16 protein-coding genes are annotated in these 20,306 nt (G+C 56.8%); 9 read left to right on the forward strand and 7 right to left on the reverse strand.

The features are described 5' to 3' along the window. The first annotated feature begins 5 nt into the window (after positions 1–5). Genes fhuA through fhuB form a run of 4 tightly spaced genes read left to right on the forward strand, consistent with a single transcriptional unit; the run spans position 6 to position 5,970 of the window. Positions 6–2,255 (forward strand): ferrichrome porin FhuA, encoded by a 2,250-nt coding sequence (fhuA, locus tag APU02_RS10485; RefSeq protein WP_060570025.1) that lies wholly within the window; start codon positions 6–8, stop codon positions 2,253–2,255. Positions 2,256–2,303: 48 nt separating this feature from the next. Next, complete coding sequence (gene fhuC / locus APU02_RS10490) at positions 2,304–3,101, forward strand: Fe3+-hydroxamate ABC transporter ATP-binding protein FhuC (RefSeq protein ID WP_042289917.1); 798 nt, start codon at positions 2,304–2,306, stop codon at positions 3,099–3,101. Next, positions 3,101–3,991 (forward strand): Fe(3+)-hydroxamate ABC transporter substrate-binding protein FhuD, encoded by an 891-nt coding sequence (gene fhuD, locus APU02_RS10495; RefSeq protein ID WP_060570026.1) that lies wholly within the window; start codon positions 3,101–3,103, stop codon positions 3,989–3,991. Before fhuC ends, fhuD begins: the two co-directional genes overlap by 1 nt. Continuing rightward, the gene (fhuB, locus tag APU02_RS10500) at positions 3,988–5,970 is read left to right on the forward strand and encodes a Fe(3+)-hydroxamate ABC transporter permease FhuB (RefSeq protein ID WP_060570027.1); all 1,983 of its coding nucleotides are present in this window, start codon (positions 3,988–3,990) and stop codon (positions 5,968–5,970) included. Before fhuD ends, fhuB begins: the two co-directional genes overlap by 4 nt. Positions 5,971–6,083: 113 nt before the next feature. Here the strand turns inward: fhuB and hemL are convergent, their stop codons facing one another. Further along, positions 6,084–7,364 (reverse strand): glutamate-1-semialdehyde 2,1-aminomutase, encoded by a 1,281-nt coding sequence (gene hemL, locus APU02_RS10505; RefSeq protein ID WP_060570028.1) that lies wholly within the window; start codon positions 7,362–7,364, stop codon positions 6,084–6,086. 168 nt (positions 7,365–7,532) lie between these two features. Here hemL and clcA point away from each other — a divergent pair, with 168 nt between their 5' ends. Both clcA and erpA read left to right on the forward strand, forming a co-directional pair. Next, the gene (gene clcA / locus APU02_RS10510) at positions 7,533–8,954 is read left to right on the forward strand and encodes a H(+)/Cl(-) exchange transporter ClcA (RefSeq protein WP_042289908.1); all 1,422 of its coding nucleotides are present in this window, start codon (positions 7,533–7,535) and stop codon (positions 8,952–8,954) included. Positions 8,955–9,035: 81 nt separating this feature from the next. After that, on the forward strand, positions 9,036–9,380 hold the full coding sequence (gene erpA / locus APU02_RS10515) for an iron-sulfur cluster insertion protein ErpA (protein WP_012904541.1): 345 nt from the start codon (positions 9,036–9,038) through the stop codon (positions 9,378–9,380). Between the two features lie 120 nt (positions 9,381–9,500). Here erpA and APU02_RS10520 read toward each other — a convergent pair whose 3' ends face one another. The 3 genes from APU02_RS10520 to mtnN are packed head-to-tail and all read right to left on the reverse strand — an operon-like array spanning position 9,501 to position 11,653. Continuing rightward, positions 9,501–10,124, reverse strand: coding sequence for a TRIC cation channel family protein (locus APU02_RS10520; protein ID WP_042289905.1), 624 nt, complete (start codon positions 10,122–10,124; stop codon positions 9,501–9,503). A gap of 37 nt (positions 10,125–10,161) precedes the next feature. Next, positions 10,162–10,962, reverse strand: a complete 801-nt coding sequence (gene btuF, locus APU02_RS10525; RefSeq protein ID WP_060570029.1) for a vitamin B12 ABC transporter substrate-binding protein BtuF — start codon at positions 10,960–10,962, stop codon at positions 10,162–10,164. Continuing rightward, entirely contained in the window at positions 10,955–11,653 is a 699-nt protein-coding gene (gene mtnN, locus APU02_RS10530; RefSeq protein ID WP_042289900.1) for a 5'-methylthioadenosine/S-adenosylhomocysteine nucleosidase, read from the reverse strand. Before mtnN ends, btuF begins: the two co-directional genes overlap by 8 nt. A gap of 80 nt (positions 11,654–11,733) precedes the next feature. On the opposite strand from mtnN, the gene dgt reads away from it, so the two are divergent. The 3 genes from dgt (at position 11,734) to cdaR (ending at position 16,107) form a co-directional block, all read left to right on the forward strand. Then, positions 11,734–13,251 carry a dGTPase gene (gene dgt, locus APU02_RS10535; RefSeq protein WP_060570030.1) on the forward strand — a complete coding sequence of 506 codons (1,518 nt, stop codon included), beginning with the start codon at positions 11,734–11,736 and terminating at the stop codon, positions 13,249–13,251. Between the two features lie 129 nt (positions 13,252–13,380). Beyond that, positions 13,381–14,802 carry a serine endoprotease DegP gene (degP, locus tag APU02_RS10540; RefSeq protein WP_042289896.1) on the forward strand — a complete coding sequence of 474 codons (1,422 nt, stop codon included), beginning with the start codon at positions 13,381–13,383 and terminating at the stop codon, positions 14,800–14,802. A gap of 147 nt (positions 14,803–14,949) precedes the next feature. After that, positions 14,950–16,107: a DNA-binding transcriptional regulator CdaR gene (gene cdaR / locus APU02_RS10545; protein WP_042289894.1), complete on the forward strand. Its 1,158-nt coding sequence runs from the start codon at positions 14,950–14,952 to the stop codon at positions 16,105–16,107. Between the two features lie 88 nt (positions 16,108–16,195). On the opposite strand, the gene APU02_RS10550 is transcribed toward cdaR, so the two are convergent. From APU02_RS10550 to glnD, 3 genes are all read right to left on the reverse strand, one after another. Further along, positions 16,196–16,582, reverse strand: coding sequence for a DUF3461 family protein (locus APU02_RS10550; protein ID WP_042289892.1), 387 nt, complete (start codon positions 16,580–16,582; stop codon positions 16,196–16,198). A gap of 109 nt (positions 16,583–16,691) precedes the next feature. Beyond that, the gene (gene dapD / locus APU02_RS10555; protein ID WP_042289888.1) at positions 16,692–17,516 is read right to left on the reverse strand and encodes a 2,3,4,5-tetrahydropyridine-2,6-dicarboxylate N-succinyltransferase; all 825 of its coding nucleotides are present in this window, start codon (positions 17,514–17,516) and stop codon (positions 16,692–16,694) included. Between the two features lie 31 nt (positions 17,517–17,547). Then, complete coding sequence (gene glnD, locus APU02_RS10560) at positions 17,548–20,220, reverse strand: bifunctional uridylyltransferase/uridylyl-removing protein GlnD (RefSeq protein WP_060570031.1); 2,673 nt, start codon at positions 20,218–20,220, stop codon at positions 17,548–17,550. Positions 20,221–20,306: the final 86 nt, after the last annotated feature.

Consider the following 20,306-nt stretch of genomic DNA (forward strand, 5'->3'; position numbering starts at 1 on the left):
TACCAATGGCGCGTTATAAAACTGCTCAGCCAACATACTCTCTGCGTAAAATCGCAGTTGTAGTAGCCACAGCGGTTAGCGGCATGTCTGTCTATGCACAGGCGGCGGTTCAACCGAAAGAAGAAACCATTACCGTAACTGCTGCGCCTGCTCCGCAGGAAAGCGCCTGGGGTCCGGCGGCGACCATCGCGGCGCGACAGTCTGCCACGGCGACCAAAACCGATACCCCGATCCAGAAAGTACCGCAGTCCATTTCAGTGGTCACTGCGGAAGAGATGGCGCTGCATCAGCCTAAATCAGTGAAAGAGGCGCTGAGCTATACGCCAGGCGTTGCTGTCGGCACTCGCGGTGCGTCCAATACCTATGATTATCTGATCATCCGCGGTTTCGCTGCTGACGGCCAAAGCCAGAATAACTATCTGAACGGTCTGAAGATGCAGGGTAACTTCTATAACGATGCGGTGATCGACCCTTACATGCTGGAACGCGCAGAAGTGATGCGCGGTCCTGTTTCCGTCCTGTACGGTAAGAGCAACCCGGGCGGCCTGCTGAATATGGTCAGTAAGCGTCCCACCACCGAACCGCTGAAAGAAGTGCAGTTTAAAATGGGCACCGACAGCCTGTTCCAGACCGGCTTCGACTTCAGCGACGCGCTGGATGATGACGGCGTTTACTCTTACCGTTTAACCGGTCTGGCGCGCTCGGCGAATGCCCAGCAGCAGGGCGCGGAAGAACAACGTTATGCCATCGCGCCGTCGTTCAGCTGGCGTCCGGATGGTAAAACCAACTTCACCTTCCTCTCGTATTTCCAGAACGAGCCGGAAACCGGTTATTACGGCTGGTTGCCGAAAGAGGGGACGGTATCCACGCTGCCGAACGGTAAGCGTCTGCCGACCGACTTCAACGAAGGGGCGAACAACAACACCTATTCCCGTAACGAGAAGATGGTGGGCTACAGCTTCGACCACGAATTCAACGATACCTTTACCGTGCGTCAGAACCTGCGTTACGCGCAGAACAAAGTTGAGCAGAACAGCGTCTACGGTTACGGCATGTGCTCGGATCCGCTCTATTCAAGCAACCCGACTTCCAGCCCGTGCGCCAGCGTTCCTCAGTCGCAATGGGGCCACACCCTGACCCGTCAGTATGTTATCGACAATGAGAAGCTGGAGAACTTTGCGGTGGATACCCAACTGCAGAGTCAGTTTACCACCGCCTCTGTCGATCACACGCTGCTGACCGGTGTTGACTTTATGCGTATGCGTAACGATATCGACTCCTGGTTTGGCTATGCCGGTTCCGTAACGCCATCTGATATCTATAACCTTGACCGCGGTGACTTCGACTTCGGTGCGCATCCTGGCCCGTCAGGCGCCTACCGCGTGCTGAACAAACAGAAGCAGACCGGCCTGTACGTGCAGGATCAGATGCAGTGGGATAAAGTGCTGGTGACCCTCGGCGGTCGCTATGACTGGGCGAAGCAGGATTCCCTGAACCGTGAAACGGGCGTCCAGGACTCGCGTGATGATAACCAGTTCACCTGGCGCGGCGGCGTTAACTACCTGTTTGATAACGGCGTAACCCCATACTTCAGCTACAGCGAGTCATTTGAACCGGCTTCACAGGTTGGACAAAATGGCAACATCTTCGCGCCGTCAAAAGGTAAGCAGTACGAAGCGGGCGTGAAGTATGTGCCGAACGATCGTCCGATCGTTATCACCGGCGCCGTTTACCAGTTGACCAAAACCAACAACCTGATGGCTGACCCGAACGGTTCATTCTTCTCGGTTGAAGGCGGTGAAATTCGCTCGCGTGGCGTGGAAATTGAAGCGAAAGCAGCGCTGTCGGCCAGCGTTAACGTGGTAGGCTCTTATACTTATACTGATGCGGAATACACCACCGACACCAACTACAAAGGCAACACCCCGGCACAGGTGCCAAAACACATGGCTTCCCTGTGGGGCGACTACACGGTCTTTGACGGCCCGCTCTCCGGCCTGACGCTGGGCACTGGCGTTCGCTATACCAGCTCCAGCTACGGCGATCCGGCGAACTCCTTTAAAGTCGGCAGCTATACCCTGGTGGATGCGCTGGTCCGTTACGACCTGGCACGCGTGGGCATGGCGGGGTCGAATGTCGCCCTGCACGTGAACAACCTGTTTGATCGCGAATATGTCGCCAGCTGCTTTAACACTTATGGCTGCTTCTGGGGCGCGGAACGTCAGGTCGTTGCAACTGCAACCTTCCGTTTCTAATTTCTCTTTTGGGCACGCTTTGCGTGCCCGTTTTACAAGTTGGCCGCTATGCAGGAACACACCCCTCTTCCCGATACCACTTTTGCACTGCGTGATGTCGCCTTTCGCGTTCCCGGGCGCACGCTTCTGCATCCTCTGTCGTTAACCTTCCCGGTGGGGAAAGTGACGGGGCTGATCGGTCACAACGGCTCCGGTAAATCCACCTTGCTGAAAATGCTGGGTCGCCATCAGCCGCCGTCCGAAGGGGAGATCCTCCTTGACGATCAGCCGTTGGACAGCTGGAGCAGCAAAGCCTTCGCCCGAAAGGTAGCTTATCTGCCACAGCAGTTGCCGCAGGCAGAGGGCATGACCGTCCGCGAACTGGTGGCGATTGGGCGTTATCCGTGGCACGGGGCGTTGGGGCGATTTGGCGTAGCGGACAGAGAAAAAGTGGAGGAAGCCATTACGCTGGTGGGCTTAAAACCGCTGGCGCATCGTCTGGTGGACAGCCTCTCCGGCGGCGAACGTCAGCGCGCGTGGATTGCGATGCTGGTGGCGCAGGACAGCCGCTGCCTGCTGCTCGATGAGCCGACTTCGGCGCTGGATATTGCCCATCAGGTGGATGTGCTGGCGCTGGTGCACCGCTTAAGCCAGCAGCGTGGTCTGACGGTCATTGCCGTGTTGCATGATATCAACATGGCCGCGCGCTATTGCGACTACCTGGTTGCGCTACGCGGCGGTGAAATGATAGCCCAGGGTACACCTGCCGGACTGATGCGCAGCGAGACGCTGGAGCAAATATACGGTATCCCGATGGGTATTCTGCCGCATCCGACCGGTGCTGCTCCCGTGAGTTTTGTTTATTAATGAACGGATTACACCAATTAACGCGTCGTCGTTTATTAACGGCGATGGCGCTCTCTCCGCTCATCTGGCAGATGAGCCAGGCGCGTGCGGCATCTGTTGATCCGCATCGCATTGTGGCGCTGGAATGGCTGCCGGTCGAGCTACTGCTGGCGCTCGGTATCACGCCATATGGCGTTGCAGATATTCCTAACTACCGGCTATGGGTGAACGAGCCGCCGCTCCCGGCGTCGGTCATCGATATTGGTTTGCGTACCGAACCTAATCTCGAACTGCTGACCGAAATGAAGCCTTCGTATATGTTCTGGTCGACAGGTTATGGTCCGTCCCCGGAGAAGCTGGCGCGCATCGCGCCCGGGCGCGGTTTTAACTTTAGCGACGGCAATAAGCCCCTGGCGGTGGCCCGTAAGTCGCTGAATGAGATGGCGCAACTGCTGAATCTGGACGCGGCGGCAGCCCGGCATCTCAGTGAATTCGATCGGTTTATCGAAAGTAAAAAGCCGCGCTTCGTTCAACGAGGCACGCGTCCGTTGCTGCTGATTACCCTGCTCGATGCCCGTCATATGCTGGTCTTTGGTCCGAACTGTTTGTTCCAGGAGGTGCTGGATGAGTACGGGATCCGCAACGCCTGGCAGGGGGAAACCAACTTCTGGGGCAGCACGGCGGTGGGGATCGATCGCCTTGCCGCGTACAAAGATGCCGATGTGCTCTGTTTTGATCATGGCAACACTAAAGAGATGGCTACGCTGATGCGTACGCCGCTATGGCGGGCGATGCCGTTCGTACGCGAAGGGCGCTTCCAGCGCGTGCCGGCAGTGTGGTTTTATGGCGCAACGTTATCGACAATGCACTTTGTACGCATTCTCGATAACGCGCTGGGAGGCAAAGCGTGAGTAAACGTATCGCGTTCTTCCCGGCTTTTTTGCTGGTTCTGCTGAGTGTTATCGCGACGGGCTTAACCTGGGGAAACCTTTCCCTCGCGCTGCCGCGTAGCCAGTGGCAGCAGGCGTTGTGGGCGCCGGATATCAACGTTATCGAACAGATGATGTTTCACTACAGCCTGCTGCCGCGGCTGGTGATTTCTCTGCTGGTGGGGGCCGGACTGGGTCTGGTGGGCGTGTTGTTCCAGCAGGTGCTGCGTAACCCCCTGGCGGAACCGACTACGCTCGGCGTGGCGACGGGCGCTCAGTTGGGGATTACGGTAACGACGCTATGGGCGATTCCGGGAGCGATGGCGGCGCAGTTTGCCGCGCTCACCGGGGCGTGTATCGTTGGCGCGCTGGTGTTTGGCGTCGCGTGGGGCAAGCGCCTTTCACCCGTCACGCTGATCCTCGCGGGTCTGGTGGTAAGCCTCTACTGCGGGGCGATTAACCAGCTGTTAGTGTTATTCCATCACGATCAGTTGCAAAGCATGTTCCTCTGGAGCACCGGTACGTTGACCCAGACTGACTGGAGCGGCGTGCAGCGCCTTTGGCCGCAACTGCTCGGTGGCGTGATGCTTACGCTGTTGCTGCTACGTCCGCTGACGCTGATGGGGCTGGATGACGGCGTGGCGCGTAATCTGGGCCTGGCGCTGTCGCTGGCGCGTCTGGCGGCTCTGACGCTGGCGATAGTGCTTAGCGCGTTGTTGGTCAACGCGGTCGGGATCATCGGCTTTATTGGCCTGTTTGCGCCGCTGCTGGCGAAAATGCTCGGCGCGCGCCGCCTGCTGCCGCGCCTGATTCTCGCGCCGCTGATCGGCGCGCTGATCCTCTGGCTTTCCGATCAGGTGATTATCTGGCTGAGCCGCGTGTGGATGGAGGTCTCTACCGGTTCGGTGACGGCGTTGATTGGCGCGCCGCTGCTGCTATGGCTACTGCCGCGTTTACGCAGTATGAGCGCGCCGGATATGAACGTCAGCAATCGCGTGGCCGCAGAGCGCCAGCACGTGGCGGGTTACGCGCTGGCGGGCCTGGTCATTCTGTTGCTTGGCGCGTGTGTGGCGCTTTCGCTGGGTCGCGACGCCCATGGCTGGAGTTGGGCGAGCGGGGCGCTGCTGGATGAACTGATGCCGTGGCGCTGGCCGCGTATTCTGGCGGCGCTTATCGCCGGCGTCATGCTGGCGGTGGCGGGGTGTATTATCCAGCGTCTGACCGGTAACCCAATGGCGAGTCCGGAAGTGCTTGGGATCAGCTCCGGTGCGGCGTTTGGCGTCGTCCTGATGCTGTTTCTGGTGCCAGGCAACGCGTTTGGCTGGCTGCTGCCCGCCGGGAGTCTCGGCGCAGCGGGGACGCTGTTGATCATTATGATTGCCGCCGGGCGCGGGGGGTTTTCACCTCACCGGATGCTGCTGGCGGGGATGGCGCTCAGCACGGCGTTTACGATGCTGCTGATGATGCTACAGGCCAGCGGCGATCCGCGCATGGCGGAAGTGCTGACCTGGATTTCAGGGTCAACCTATAACGCGTCGGAAGAGCAGGTGCTGCGAACTGGCGTGGTGATGGTGATTCTGCTGGCGATCGCGCCGATGTGCCGTCGCTGGTTGACGATTTTACCCTTGGGTGGCGATACCGCGCGGGCGGTGGGGATGGCGCTGACGCCGTCGCGTATTGCGCTGCTGCTGCTGGCGGCATGCCTGACGGCCACGGCGACGATGACCATCGGCCCGTTAAGTTTTGTCGGGCTGATGGCGCCGCATATCGCGCGAATGCTGGGCTTTCGCCGCACCCTGCCGCATATGGTGATGTCGGCCCTGGCGGGGGGATTACTGCTGGTGTTTGCTGACTGGTGCGGCAGAATGCTGATGTTCCCGTATCAGATCCCGGCCGGAATACTGTCCACCTTTATTGGCGCGCCATACTTTATTTATCTGCTGCGTAAGCAGAGTCGATAAGACGGCAATCTGCGTTGTCGGCCAGATAAAACGTCTGGCGTCACCTTCAGACAATAAAAAGGCCGGGTAGCGGTTTCGCTTCACCCGGCCTGCGATGGATAACCTTCTCGTTATTACAGCTTTGCAAACACCCGACGCGCGGCGTCGATAGTGTTGTTGATGTCGTCCATGCTGTGTGCGATCGACATAAAGCCCGCCTCAAACGCCGACGGCGCCAGGTACACGCCTTCTTCCAGCATCAGGTGGAAGAAACGCTTAAAGCGTTCTACGTCGCATGCCATCACGTCCTGATAGCAGGTGACAGTTTTCGCATCGGTAAAGAATAGGCCGAACATGCCGCCGACATGGTTTACTACCAGTGGAATACCCGTTTCCTGTGCGGCTGCCAGCAGACCTTCGGCGAGACGGGTCGTCAGTTCGTCCAGCGTATCATGGACCCCCGGCTGGGCCACTTCGTTCAGACAGGCAAACCCTGCCGCCATCGCAATTGGGTTTCCGGACAGCGTCCCTGCCTGATACACCGGACCGGTTGGCGCCAGCGCATCCATCACTTCGCGACGGCCGCCGAAGGCGCCCACTGGCATACCGCCGCCAATGATTTTGCCCAGACAGGTCAGATCCGGCGTTACGCCGTAATAATCCTGCGCGCCCGCCAGCGCGACGCGGAAGCCGGTCATGACTTCATCAATGATCAGCAATGCGCCAAATTCATCGCACAGGGCGCGCAGACCCGGCAGGAAGTCCGGCAGCGGCGGGATGCAGTTCATGTTGCCCGCGACCGGCTCAACGATGATGCAGGCGATCTCCTGCGGGAACTGCTCAAACGCGGCGCGGACGGAATCCAGATCGTTATAGGTGCAGGTTAACGTGTGTTTGGCGAAATCCGCCGGCACGCCTGGCGAGTTTGGCTGACCCAGCGTCAGCGCGCCGGAGCCGGCTTTCACCAGCAGACAATCGGCGTGGCCGTGGTAGCAGCCTTCGAATTTAATGATTTTATCGCGCCCGGTAAAACCGCGCGCCAGACGAATGGCGCTCATGGTTGCTTCGGTACCGGAGTTTACCATGCGCACCATGTCCATCGTCGGCACCAGCTCCGTCACCAGCGCCGCCATTTTCACTTCCATTTCGGTTGGCGCGCCGAAGCTTAAACCACGCCCGGCGGCTTCGATCACCGCATTACGGATGGCCGGGTGGTTGTGCCCCAGTACCATCGGTCCCCAGGAGCCGACGTAATCGATATAGGCTTTACCATCGACATCGTACAGATACGCGCCGTCAGCTTTTTCGATAAACAGCGGAGTGCCACCCACGCCAGTAAAGGCGCGAACAGGAGAGTTAACGCCGCCGGGGATGAGCTCACGCGCCGCGCTATAGAGGTTTTCAGACTTACTCATGGATGGATTCCTGGTTCGTAGAAAAAGTGAATGCCCGCTATTCTAATTATTCAGAGAAGGTTATGAAAGTTTTGCGCATTTGAAACATCACGATTTGCAGGGGATTTTCCGGCGAGAGGCGAGTACAATGCCGCCTCTGCATTTGTATTACCAATTAATGATCATCTGATGAAGACAGAAACTCCCTCTTTTGAAGCACAGCAAATCGTGCGCTTGCGGCGCCGGGATCAAATCCGTCGATTGCTTGAGCGGGACAAAACGCCACTGGCGATCTTATTGATGGCGGCGGTGGTCGGCACCGTGACCGGCCTGGTCGGCGTGGCGTTCGAAAAAGCGGTGACCTGGGTGCAGAATATGCGTATCAGCACGCTGGTCAGCGTTGCCGATCACGCGTTTCTCGTCTGGCCGTTGGCATTTGTGCTTTCCGCTCTGCTCGCCATGGTGGGCTATTTTCTGGTGCGCAAATTCGCGCCGGAAGCCGGTGGTTCCGGGATCCCGGAGATCGAAGGCGCGCTGGAAGAGCTGCGTCCGGTGCGCTGGTGGCGCGTGCTGCCAGTGAAATTTATCGGCGGAATGGGGACGCTGGGGGCCGGTATGGTGCTGGGACGCGAAGGGCCAACGGTCCAGATCGGCGGCAACATTGGCCGGATGGTGCTGGATATTTTTCGCATGCGCAGCGCCGAAGCGCGCCATACGCTGCTGGCTACCGGGGCGGCAGCCGGTCTTTCCGCGGCGTTTAATGCGCCGCTGGCGGGCATTTTGTTTATCATCGAAGAGATGCGTCCGCAGTTTCGCTATAACCTGATTTCCATTAAGGCTGTGTTCACGGGCGTGATTATGTCGAGCATTGTCTTTCGCGTGGTCAATGGCGAAGCACCGATTATCGAGGTCGGTAAACTGTCTAACGCGCCGGTGAATACGCTGTGGCTCTATCTGATCCTCGGTATGATTTTTGGCTGCGTGGGGCCGCTGTTTAATAGATTGGTGCTGCGTACGCAGGATATGTTCCAGCGCTTTCACGGCGGCAATATCACCAAATGGGTGCTGATGGGCGGCGCGATTGGCGGACTGTGCGGTATTCTCGGGTTGATTGAACCCGAAGCGGCAGGCGGCGGGTTTAATCTGATCCCCATCGCTGCGGCGGGCAATTTTAGCGTCGGATTGCTGTTGTTTATCTTTGTCGCCAGGGTAATCACTACGCTGCTTTGTTTCTCCTCCGGCGCGCCGGGTGGAATATTCGCCCCGATGCTGGCGCTCGGCACGCTGCTGGGAACCGCGTTCGGCATGGCGGCGGCGGCCTTCTTTCCGCACTATCAGCTGGAAGCAGGCACTTTTGCTATCGCTGGCATGGGGGCGCTGATGGCGGCGTCGGTACGCGCGCCGCTGACCGGCATCGTGCTGGTGCTGGAAATGACCGACAATTACCAGCTCATTTTGCCAATGATTATTACCTGTCTCGGCGCAACACTATTGGCGCAATTCCTCGGCGGAAAACCGCTATACTCCACCATTCTTGCCCGCACCCTGGCGAAGCAGGAAGCGGAACAGGCGGCAAAAAGCCAGACGGCGGCCGCTGGCGAGAATACTTGAATGAAATACCAGGGTATTAGATAATGATTTTCGTATTGGGTCAGAATTTGCCCAATTGCCGATGTCGTTTGGAGCAAAAATATGAGTGATGACGTAGCGCTGCCACTGCAATTTACTGAAGCAGCAGCCAATAAAGTGAAAAGCCTGATCGCTGACGAAGATAACCCGAATCTGAAGCTGCGCGTGTATATTACCGGTGGTGGTTGCAGCGGCTTCCAGTATGGTTTTACCTTTGACGATCAGGTCAACGAAGGTGATATGACCATCGAGAAACAGGGGGTGGGTCTGGTGGTTGATCCGATGAGCCTGCAATATCTGGTTGGCGGCTCCGTGGATTACACTGAAGGTCTGGAAGGGTCACGTTTCGTCGTAACCAACCCGAATGCGAAAAGCACCTGCGGGTGTGGTTCTTCGTTCAGTATTTGATCAGTTGCCGGTTGTCCCGCCGGTTAACCGTTCTACAGGCCCGGTAAGCGTAACGCCGCCGGGCGATGTCCCGGATGGCGGCTAACGTTTTATCCGGCCTGCGCTTCTCGCCCCGATGCCTTAACGCCCATTCTCATCTAATGCAAACGTCGGCAGCTTCAGATGCCAGCGGATCGCCGCCAGGCGAATGAATAATGTCACGATCATCCCCATCATACTTGCCGTTTCCAGCGGGATCGCAAAAGTATAAAACGCGGTGGCGTGAACAATTCCGCCAATAATGCAGGCTGTGGCGTAAATCTCAGTCCGCAAAATCATCGGGATTTCACGCGCCAGCACGTCGCGGATAATCCCGCCGCCGACGCCGGTGATCACGCCCATACAGATTGCGACCAACGGACCGGTGCCGGCAATAAACGCTTTATTGACGCCAATCCCGACGAATACCGCCAGACCGACGGCGTCGAGTACCGGCAGCATCCATTTGGGCAAGCGCCTGGGCTGGCGCACCAACAATATCGTCAGCATACTGGTGACCATCGCCACCACCAGATCGGTCGGATCTTTCACCCAAAACACCGGCCCGTTATCCAGCGCCATATCACGGATCGTTCCACCGCCGACGGCTGTCACGACGCCCAGAACCAGTACGCCGAACGGGTCCATGCGCAATTTTCCAGCCAGCAATACGCCAGAGATAGCAAATACCGCGGTACCGACAATATCCAGCCAATAGACGAGCATCACGTTATCCTCAAGACCAGCCGTGCTGTGACGGGTTTTACTTCACCTGTGAAAGCGCACTACAGAGTTGTTTTGCGGCGAGGATAATACGCGGGCTGGCGCGTTCAAACCAGTCACTGGTTAAAGGAATAACCGGAATAGTGAGCTGATCGCCCCAGTATCGCTGAATTTTGCGGGTTTCATCCGCATCGCCTGCCACCACGATCGCCTGCGGAGCGCGCGCCAGCACCTGTTCTCGGCTTACCTGCGGCCAGGGAACCCGGCTATTGGCAAAGATATTTTCTCCGCCACACAGCTCCAGCACCTGGTTTTGAATCGATCCTTTTGCGCTGGTAAACGGCGGATTGATGCCAAACTGGAGAAAGACGCGTTTTTTGGCTTTCGCCGCGTTCGCCGATTTTAGTTGATGATAGTCGTCCAGCAGGCTTTGTGCGGCGCGTTGCGCTTTTTCCGGCTCCGGGCTCCAGGCGGCTAATTTTTTCAGCGTGTCGGCAATTTGTTCGATGGTGACGGCATCCACCCACATCACCTGGATCCCTAACGAGGTGAGCTGATTAACCTGTCGTTCCGCATTGCCGCCGCGCCAGGCGATAACCAGATCGGGTTTCAGCGCCACAATGCGTTCCAGATTCATGCCCTGCCAGGTGGACACTTGTTCAATATTCTTTGCCGCTGGCGGATAGTCGGAATAGCTGCTGACGCCGACGGGGGTGATGCCTGCGGCAAAGGCGAGTTCGGTATTGGCGGGAGAAAGGGAAATCACGCGCGGTGCGGCTGACAGCCACACCGGCAGCAGAATCAGCAGGGCGACCAACGCCCTGAAGAATGCGTTAACCATGCGCCAGTTTCTGCACCAGCGTTTCGACCATCAGGCTGGACTGTTTGGCCGCGACGGCCAGGAACTCGTCAAAGCTCAGGTGCGACTGCTGGTCTGCGACGTCAGAAATAGCGCGAACCACCACAAACGGAACTTTAAAGTTATGGCAGACGTGCGCGATCGCGGTAGCTTCCATTTCAACAGCAACCGCCTGCGGGAAGTTATGGCGGATTTTCGCCAGCCCCACGGAGCCGTTAATGAAGGCGTCGCCGCTGACAATCAGCCCGCGAACCGCGTTCAGGTTTAACGCCGCAATGCAGGATTCCGCCGCCGCGATCAGCGTTTCGTCGGCTTTAAACCCTGCCGGACAGCCCGGAAGCTGACCGAATTCATAGCCGAAGGCGGTAACATCGGCGTCATGATAGCGTGCTTCATCAGACACCACGATATCGCCCACTTTTAACGTTGGCGCCAGACCGCCTGCGGAACCGGTATTAATAATCACGTCCGGCTTGCAGTGTTCAAGAAGCAGCGTCGCGCCCAGCGCTGCAGCCACTTTACCAATGCCGGATTTCAGCAGCGCAACGTCGGTGCCGTTTAACTGACCGGTGTAGATTTCACAACCGCCCAGGCTGAACGTTTGACGGTTTTCGATTTTGTCACGCAGCAGCGTAACTTCTTCTTCCATTGCACCAATGATGCCGATTTTCATAGATTTACTCGCGCCAGGTGAGATTTAAAGGCATAGTCTATCATGCGCTTAACGGGAAGTGCATGTTCATGGGGGAGGAGATGGCTCAGATTGATTTCCGCAAAAAAATAAACTGGCATCGTCGTTACCGCTCACCTCAGGGGGTGAAGACTGAGCATGAGATCCTGCGCATCTTTGAGAGTGACCGTGGGCGCATTATTAACTCTCCGGCGATCCGCCGTTTGCAGCAAAAGACGCAGGTTTTTCCGCTGGAGCGCAACGCGGCGGTGCGCACCCGTCTTACCCATTCGCTGGAAGTGCAGCAGGTGGGACGCTATATCGCCAAAGAAGTGCTGAGCCGTCTTAAGGAACTGCAACTGCTGGCGCATTACGGGCTGGACGAACTGACCGGTCCCTTCGAAAGCATTGTCGAAATGTCCTGCCTGATGCACGACATTGGGAATCCGCCGTTCGGTCATTTTGGCGAAGCGGCAATCAACGACTGGTTTCGCCAGCGTCTGCATCCGGCAGATGCCGAAAGCCAGCCGCTGACGGAGGACCGCTGTATTGTCGCCGCGCTGCGCCTGAGCGAAGGGGAGGAGTCTCTGAATGACATCCGGCGCAAAGTCCGCCAGGATTTATGCCATTTCGAAGGTAATGCGCAGGGGATACGTCTGGTGCATACCTTAATGCGCATGAACCTGACCTGGGCGCAGGTGGGCGGGATTTTAAAATATACCCGTCCGGCATGGTGGCGGGGGGAAACGCCTACGACGCATCATTATTTAATGAAAAAACCGGGCTACTATCTTTCTGAAGAGTCCTATATTGCAAGGTTACGTCAGGAACTTGATCTCGCGCTTTACAGTCGCTTTCCATTAACCTGGATCATGGAAGCCGCTGACGATATTTCTTATTGCGTGGCCGATCTTGAGGACGCCGTAGAGAAAAGAATTTTCAGCGTAGAGCAGTTGTATCACCATTTGCACGAGGCCTGGGGCGAGCACGAAAAAGGCTCTCTGTTTGCGCAGGTGGTGGAAAATGCGTGGGAGAAATCCCGCGCAAATACGCTGAGTCGGAGTACGGAAGATCAATTCTTTATGTATTTGCGGGTGAACACGCTAAATAAGCTGGTGCCTTATGCCGCGCAGCGTTTTATTGATAATCTTGAGCAGATCTTTGAGGGCACCTTTAATCAGGCGTTACTGGAAGATGGCAGCAGCGTTAGCCGTTTGCTTAAGCTCTATAAAAATGTCGCCATAAAACATGTGTTTAGCCACCCCGACGTGGAACAGCTCGAGCTGCAGGGGTATCGCGTTATCAGTGGTTTATTAGACATTTACCGGCCTTTATTAAGTCTTCCATTAGCAGACTTCAGCGAGCTGGTGGAAAAAGAGCGGCTGATACGCTTTCCGATAGAATCCAGATTATTTCAGAAACTCTCCACTCGTCATCGACTGGCGTACATTGAAGCCGTCAGTAAATTAGCGTCAGATTCCCCCGAGTATCCGGTGCTGGAATATTATTACCGTTGCCGTCTGATCCAGGATTATATCAGCGGCATGACAGACCTCTACGCGTGGGATGAATATCGACGGCTCATGGCGGTCGAGCAATAAAGCAACTTTTGTAAAGACGGACAATAAATTTTTACTTTTTCCATAAACTTTTGTCCGGAACTTAGCGCTATAAAATGAATCTGACGTACACAGCAATTTTGCGTTATCTGTTAATCGAGATTGATACACATGAAAAAAACCACATTAGCAATGAGTGCACTGGCTCTGAGTTTAGGTTTGGCGTTATCTCCGCTTTCTGCCACGGCTGCTGAAACCGCCTCAGCAACGACCGCTCAGCAGATGCCAAGTCTGGCGCCGATGCTCGAAAAAGTGATGCCATCGGTGGTCAGCATTAACGTTGAAGGTAGCACAACCGTAAATACGCCGCGTATGCCGCGTAATTTCCAGCAGTTCTTTGGTGATGACTCTCCGTTCTGCCAGGAGGGTTCTCCGTTCCAGAGTTCCCCGTTCTGTCAGGGAGGCCCTGGGGGTAACGGCGGCCAGCAACAAAAATTCATGGCGCTGGGTTCTGGCGTCATCATTGATGCCGCGAAAGGCTATGTCGTCACCAACAACCACGTGGTGGACAACGCCACGGTAATCAAAGTACAGCTGAGCGATGGCCGTAAATTCGACGCCAAAATTGTCGGCAAAGATCCGCGCTCTGACATCGCGCTGATCCAAATCCAGGATCCGAAAAACCTGACGGCGATTAAACTGGCTGACTCCGACGCGCTGCGTGTCGGCGACTACACGGTGGCCATCGGTAACCCGTTTGGTCTGGGCGAAACCGTCACTTCCGGTATCGTCTCGGCGCTGGGCCGTAGCGGTCTGAACGCGCAAAACTATGAAAACTTTATCCAGACCGACGCGGCGATCAACCGCGGTAACTCTGGTGGCGCGCTGGTTAACCTTAATGGTGAACTGATCGGTATCAACACCGCTATCCTTGCGCCGGACGGCGGCAACATTGGTATCGGCTTCGCCATCCCAAGCAACATGGTGAAAAACCTCACATCCCAGATGGTGGAATTCGGTCAGGTGAAACGCGGCGAGCTGGGCATTATGGGTACCGAACTGAACTCTGAGCTGGCGAAGGCGATGAAAGTCGACGCACAGCGCGGCGCGTTCGTCAGCCAGGTGATGCCAAACTCTTCGGCGGCGAAAGCGGGCATTAAAGCCGGGGATGTTATTACCTCCCTGAACGGCAAGCCCATCAGCAGCTTTGCCGCGCTGCGGGCGCAGGTCGGCACCATGCCGGTCGGCAGCAAGCTCACCCTCGGTCTGTTGCGTGACGGCAAGCCAGTGACCGTGAATCTGGAACTGCAGCAGAGCAGCCAGAATCAGGTGGATTCCAGCTCTATTTTCAGCGGCATTGAGGGCGCTGAAATGAGCAACAAAGGCAAAGATCAAGGCGTGGTGGTGAATAACGTGAAAGCGAATTCTCCAGCGGCGCAGATTGGTCTGAAGAAAGGAGACGTGATTGTCGGCGCTAACCAGCAGGCGGTGAAAAACATCGCTGAGCTGCGCAAGATCCTCGACAGCAAGCCGTCTGTCCTCGCGCTGAATATTCAGCGTGGCGATAGCTCCATCTATTTGCTGATGCAGTAATCTCCCCACCCCCTTCCCGAACAGGGAAGGGGGCTCTTTTTGTGATACCCCCCACAACTCCATACTTCTTTGCTTCGCTTTGTGCATTTGCACAATGCTGCGATTAGTCATCTTCCTTATGCTTGAGCTCTGCTCACAGGAGGGTTTATGGCTGGCTGGCATCTTGATACCAAAATGGCGCAGGATATCGTGGCGCGGACGATGCGCATCATTGATACCAATATCAACGTAATGGATGCCCGCGGGCGGATTATCGGCAGCGGCGATCGTGAGCGTATTGGTGAATTGCACGAAGGCGCGCTGCTGGTGCTCTCTCAGGGACGCGTGGTTGATATTGACGACGCGGTGGCGCGGCACTTACACGGTGTGCGTCAGGGGATCAACCTGCCGTTGCGTCTGGAAGGGGAGATCGTTGGCGTGATCGGTCTGACCGGCGAGCCGGAGCACCTGCGCAAATATGGCGAGCTGGTATGCATGACGGCAGAAATGATGCTGGAGCAGTCACGTCTGATGCACCTGCTGGCGCAGGACAGCCGTCTGCGTGAGGAACTGGTGATGAACCTGATTCAGGCGGAAGAAAACACCCCGGCGCTGACCGAGTGGGCGCAGCGTCTGGGCATCGATCTCAATCAGCCGCGCGTGGTGGCGGTGGTGGAAGTCGACAGCGGACAGCTTGGCGTCGACAGCGCCATGGCGGAACTGCAGCAATTGCAAAATGCGCTGACCACCCCCGAGCGCAATAACCTGATCGCGATTGTCTCGCTGACCGAAATGGTGGTGTTAAAACCGGCGCTGAATCAGTTTGGTCGCTGGGATGCAGAAGATCACCGCAGGCGCGTTGAGCAGCTTATTTCGCGGATGAAAGAGAATGGGCAACTGCGTTTTCGCGTCGCGTTGGGCAACTACTTTACCGGCCCCGGCAGTATCGCCCGCTCATACCGTACCGCCCGCACTACCATGATGGTCGGCAAGCAGCGCATGCCGGACAGCCGCAGTTATTTTTATCAGGATTTAATGTTGCCGGTGCTGCTCGACAGTCTGCGCGGCGGTTGGCAGGCTAACGAGCTGGCGCGACCTTTAGCGCGACTGAAGGCAATGGATAATAACGGCCTGTTGCGCCGAACGCTGGCGGCGTGGTTCCGTCATAATGTGCAGCCGCTGGCAACGTCAAAGGCGCTGTTTATTCATCGTAATACGCTGGAGTACCGACTGAACCGTATTTCAGAGCTGACCGGGCTGGATCTGGGAAATTTTGACGACAGATTGTTATTGTATGTGGCGCTACAACTTGATGAACAACGGTAATTTTTGCCTGATGGCGCAGCACTGATCGGGCCTACAAAGGACGAGGGGCGTAGGCTGGACGTGGGCGGCGCCATCTGGCAACAATCGCTTACTTACGCGTCAATTTTTCCAGATCGGCCTCAATTTCGGTGATCTTATTCGCGACCACGCTTTCCAGATGGCGTAAGTCGTCAAGGATCTTGCGCTTCAGATCGACTTCGGTGCGATCGCGCTGGCAGATCTGATCCAGCTCGTCGATAACATAGCGCAGGTTGGGGCTGATCTCCTGCACCTCTTTGTAACCCTGCCCAATACCGTCGGCGACCACGGTTTTACGTTGCCGTGGGTATTTAAACTTCACGCTCTTGGCAAAGAATTCGCCTTTATCCTTCTGGAAATAGATTTTCAGGATATCGTTGTTGGCTTCTTGCCGCAGGCTGTAACGATCGATTTCTTCAGGATTGGTAATGCCCAGACTTTTCAGATTGTCGTACATAGCGGTACCCTTAATCTCAACATAACCTATGAATAATTAACGAAAAGCCCCGTTTCCGCCACTTCAGGCGATAAAAAAAGCGGGCTATGCCCGCTTTTTCAAATCATTGTCAGTCGATGGTACGTAACAACTCATTGATGCCGACCTTGCCGCGCGTTTTGGCATCGACTTTTTTCACAATCACCGCGCAGTAAAGACTGTATTTGCCATCTTTCGACGGCAGGTTGCCAGAAACAACAACAGAACCTGCCGGAACGCGGCCATAATGCACTTCGCCGGTTTCACGATCATAAATACGGGTGCTCTGGCCGATGTAAACGCCCATCGAAATCACGGAACCTTCTTCCACGATCACGCCTTCCACGACTTCTGAACGCGCGCCGATAAAGCAGTTATCTTCGATGATGGTCGGGTTCGCCTGCAGCGGCTCCAGTACGCCGCCGATGCCGACGCCGCCGGAGAGATGAACGTTTTTACCGATCTGCGCGCAGGAGCCGACGGTCGCCCAGGTATCCACCATCGTACCTTCATCAACATAGGCGCCGATATTAACGTAAGACGGCATCAGCACGGTGTTACGGGCAATGAACGCCCCCTGGCGCACCGCCGCAGGTGGCACGACGCGGAAGCCTTCTTTCTGAAAACGTGCTTCGTCATAGTCAGCAAATTTCATCGGCACTTTATCGAAGTAGCGACTTTCCGCGCCGTCGATAACCTGGTTATCGTTAATACGGAAAGAGAGCAGTACCGCTTTCTTCAGCCACTGGTGCGTTACCCACTGGCCGTCGATTTTTTCTGCAACACGCAGTGCGCCGGAATCCAGCAGGGAAATCACCTGATTCACCGCTTCACGGGTCACGGTATCTACATTCGCCGGCGTGATCTCGGCACGGCGCTCAAAAGCGGTCTCAATAACGTTCTGTAACTGCTGCATTGGTAAACTCTTTCCCTAATAAAAAAACACACTACCCTTTATCGTTTGGATTGAGGGCCTCTGTCAACCGTTGATGCACTTCCTGCTGGAGCGCATTATTAAGGGCACGCCGGTCCGCGGTGGCGATTATGAATAAATCTTCTACTCGCTCGCCAATGGTTGTAATTCGGGCGCCGTGAAGCGAAATTCCCAGATCGGCAAAAATTTGCCCGACCCGCGCCAGCAGTCCGGGCTGGTCGAGCGCAATCAGTTCGAGGAACGATTTCCGGTCGGTGTGCGTCGGCAAAAACGTCACTTCGGTATCCACGGTAAAGTGACGCAATTTAGCCGGCTGGCGACGCGGCTGCGGCGGTTGCCAACTGCGCTGGGTGATCGCCTGTTCCAGCCCGAAGCGGATCGCTTCGTGGCGATCAGACGACAGTGGGCTGCCATCCGGCTCCAGGACGATAAACGTATCCATCGCCATGCCGTCGCGGGTGGTGAAGATCTGCGCATCGTGGACGCTGAGATTACGCCTGTCCAGTTCAGCGCAGACGGCGGCAAACAGGTAAGGGCGGTCCGGACTCCAGATAAAAATTTCCGTTCCGCCGCGCGTCGCCTGCGGACTGAGCAAAATCAGCGGCTTGCTCAGGTCGTGCTGAAGCAGATGTCGCGCGTGCCAGGCCAGTTGATTTGGGCTGTGACGGACAAAATAGTTGGCGCGACAGCGCGACCAGATATGGTGCAGCGCCTCTTCATCAATATTGTCCATCCGTAATAGCGCCAGCGCCTGAAGCTGATGATGGCGTACGCGCTCGCGCATATCTGGCGTATTCTGCATGCCGCGGCGCAGCTGTTTCTCTGTGGCGAAGTACAGTTCGCGCAGCAGGCTTTGCTTCCAGCTATTCCACAGCGTTTCGTTGGTGGCGCATATGTCGGCCACTGTCAGGCAGACGAGAAAGCGCAAGCGGTGCTCCGTCTGTACTTCTTCGGCAAACTGCTTGATCACCTCCGGATCCTGAATATCGCGGCGCTGGGCGGTAACTGACATCAGCAGATGTTGCCGTACCAGCCAGGCTACCAGTTGGGTCTCCCGCGAGTTCAGGCCATGCAGCTCGGCGAATTTGAGCACGTCCTGCGCCCCCAGCACGGAGTGGTCGCCGCCGCGTCCTTTGGCGATGTCGTGGAACAGAGCGGCGATCAGAATCAGCTCCGGCTGACGCAGACGGGGCCACAGATCCACACACAGCGGGTGGCGCTGGCGGGTCTCTTCTTTGGCGAAGCTTTCCAGCTTCAGCATCACGCGAATGGTGTGTTCATCCACTGTGTAAGCGTGGAACAGATCGAACTGCATCTGTCCGACAATGTGCGACCACTGGGGCATATAGGCCCACAGCACGCTATGGCGGTGCATGGGCAGCAGGCCGCGGCTGACCGCGCCAGGGTGACGCAGCATGCTGAGAAACAGCGAACGCGCTTCCGGGATGTAGCACAGCGGCTGGTTCAGATGACGTCGGGCGTGGCGCAGATGGCGCAGGGTGGTGGAGTAGATCCCGGTGATCGCGCTATTGCGCACCATGGTATAGAACATCCGCAGGATCGCTTCCGGCTCGCGGATAAACAGATCGTCGTGACGCAGGTCGATCAGCGTGCCGCGCAGTTGAAAGTCATCGTCGATCGGGCGGGGTTTTTCGTCCGCCGGCAAGGCGAGGATGGCTTCGTCAAACAACTGGAGCAGCATCTGGTTCAGTTCGCTGACCCGCCGCGTCACCCGGAAGAAATCCTTCATCATTTGCTCGACCGGCTCGTTGCCTTCGCCACGGTAGTTGAGACGCTGGGCGACGCTAAGCTGGCGGTCAAACAACAGACGGTTGTCGTAACGGGGCACCACCAGATGCAGCGCAAAGCGGATCCGCCAGAGTATGTGCAGGCACTCGTTTAACTCCGCGCGTTCGGCCTGGGTCAAAAAGCCAAAACCGACCATCTCATCAAGGGAGGTGGCGCCAAAGTGACGGCGGGCGACCCACTGTAGCGTATGGATGTCGCGCAGGCCGCCGGGGCTGCTTTTGATATCCGGTTCCAGGTTATAGCTGGTGCCGTGATAGCGCTGGTGGCGCTGGTTCTGTTCTTCGACTTTGGCGGCGTAGAACGTGTCGGACGGCCAGAAGCCTTCGCTGAAAATGTGTTTTTGCAGCTCAAGGAACAGCGCCACGTCGCCAATCAGCAGCCGGGTTTCGATCAGGTTGGTGGCGACGGTCAGATCCGACAGCCCTTCCAGCAGACACTCTTCAAGCGTACGTACGCTGTGTCCGACCTCCAGCTTTACGTCCCACAGCAGCGTCAGCAGTTCACCCACTTTCTGCGCCTGGTCATCGGGTAATTTTTTGCGGCTTAAGATCAGCAGATCGATGTCGGAAAGCGGATGCAGTTCGCCGCGCCCGTAGCCGCCGACGGCGACCAGCGCCAGATCGGCAATCTGCCCGAATCCCGCGTCAATCCACAACCGTTGCAGCAGTTGATCAATAAACTCGGTGCGGGCTTCGATCAACTGCTCGGCGGAGATCCCGCTGTCAAACGCGTCGCCCAGCCACTGCTGGAAGGTATCGATGTGGGACTTTATCCCGCTGACGGTGAGTTCGTCACGCGACCAACTGCCTGGGTTTTGCGGCTGGCCGGGAAGGGTGGGAAGTGCGGTATTCGCGTGCTGTTCAGGAAGAGTATTCATTATGCGCCACCCATTAAAAAGCCGGATGTCGGCGAAACGCCTTATCCGGCCCAGGGAACACTGCAATTTCCAGGCCTGATAAGCGA

The organism is Citrobacter sp. 50677481, assembly GCF_001463265.1.
GTDB lineage: Bacteria > Pseudomonadota > Gammaproteobacteria > Enterobacterales > Enterobacteriaceae > Citrobacter_A > Citrobacter_A sedlakii.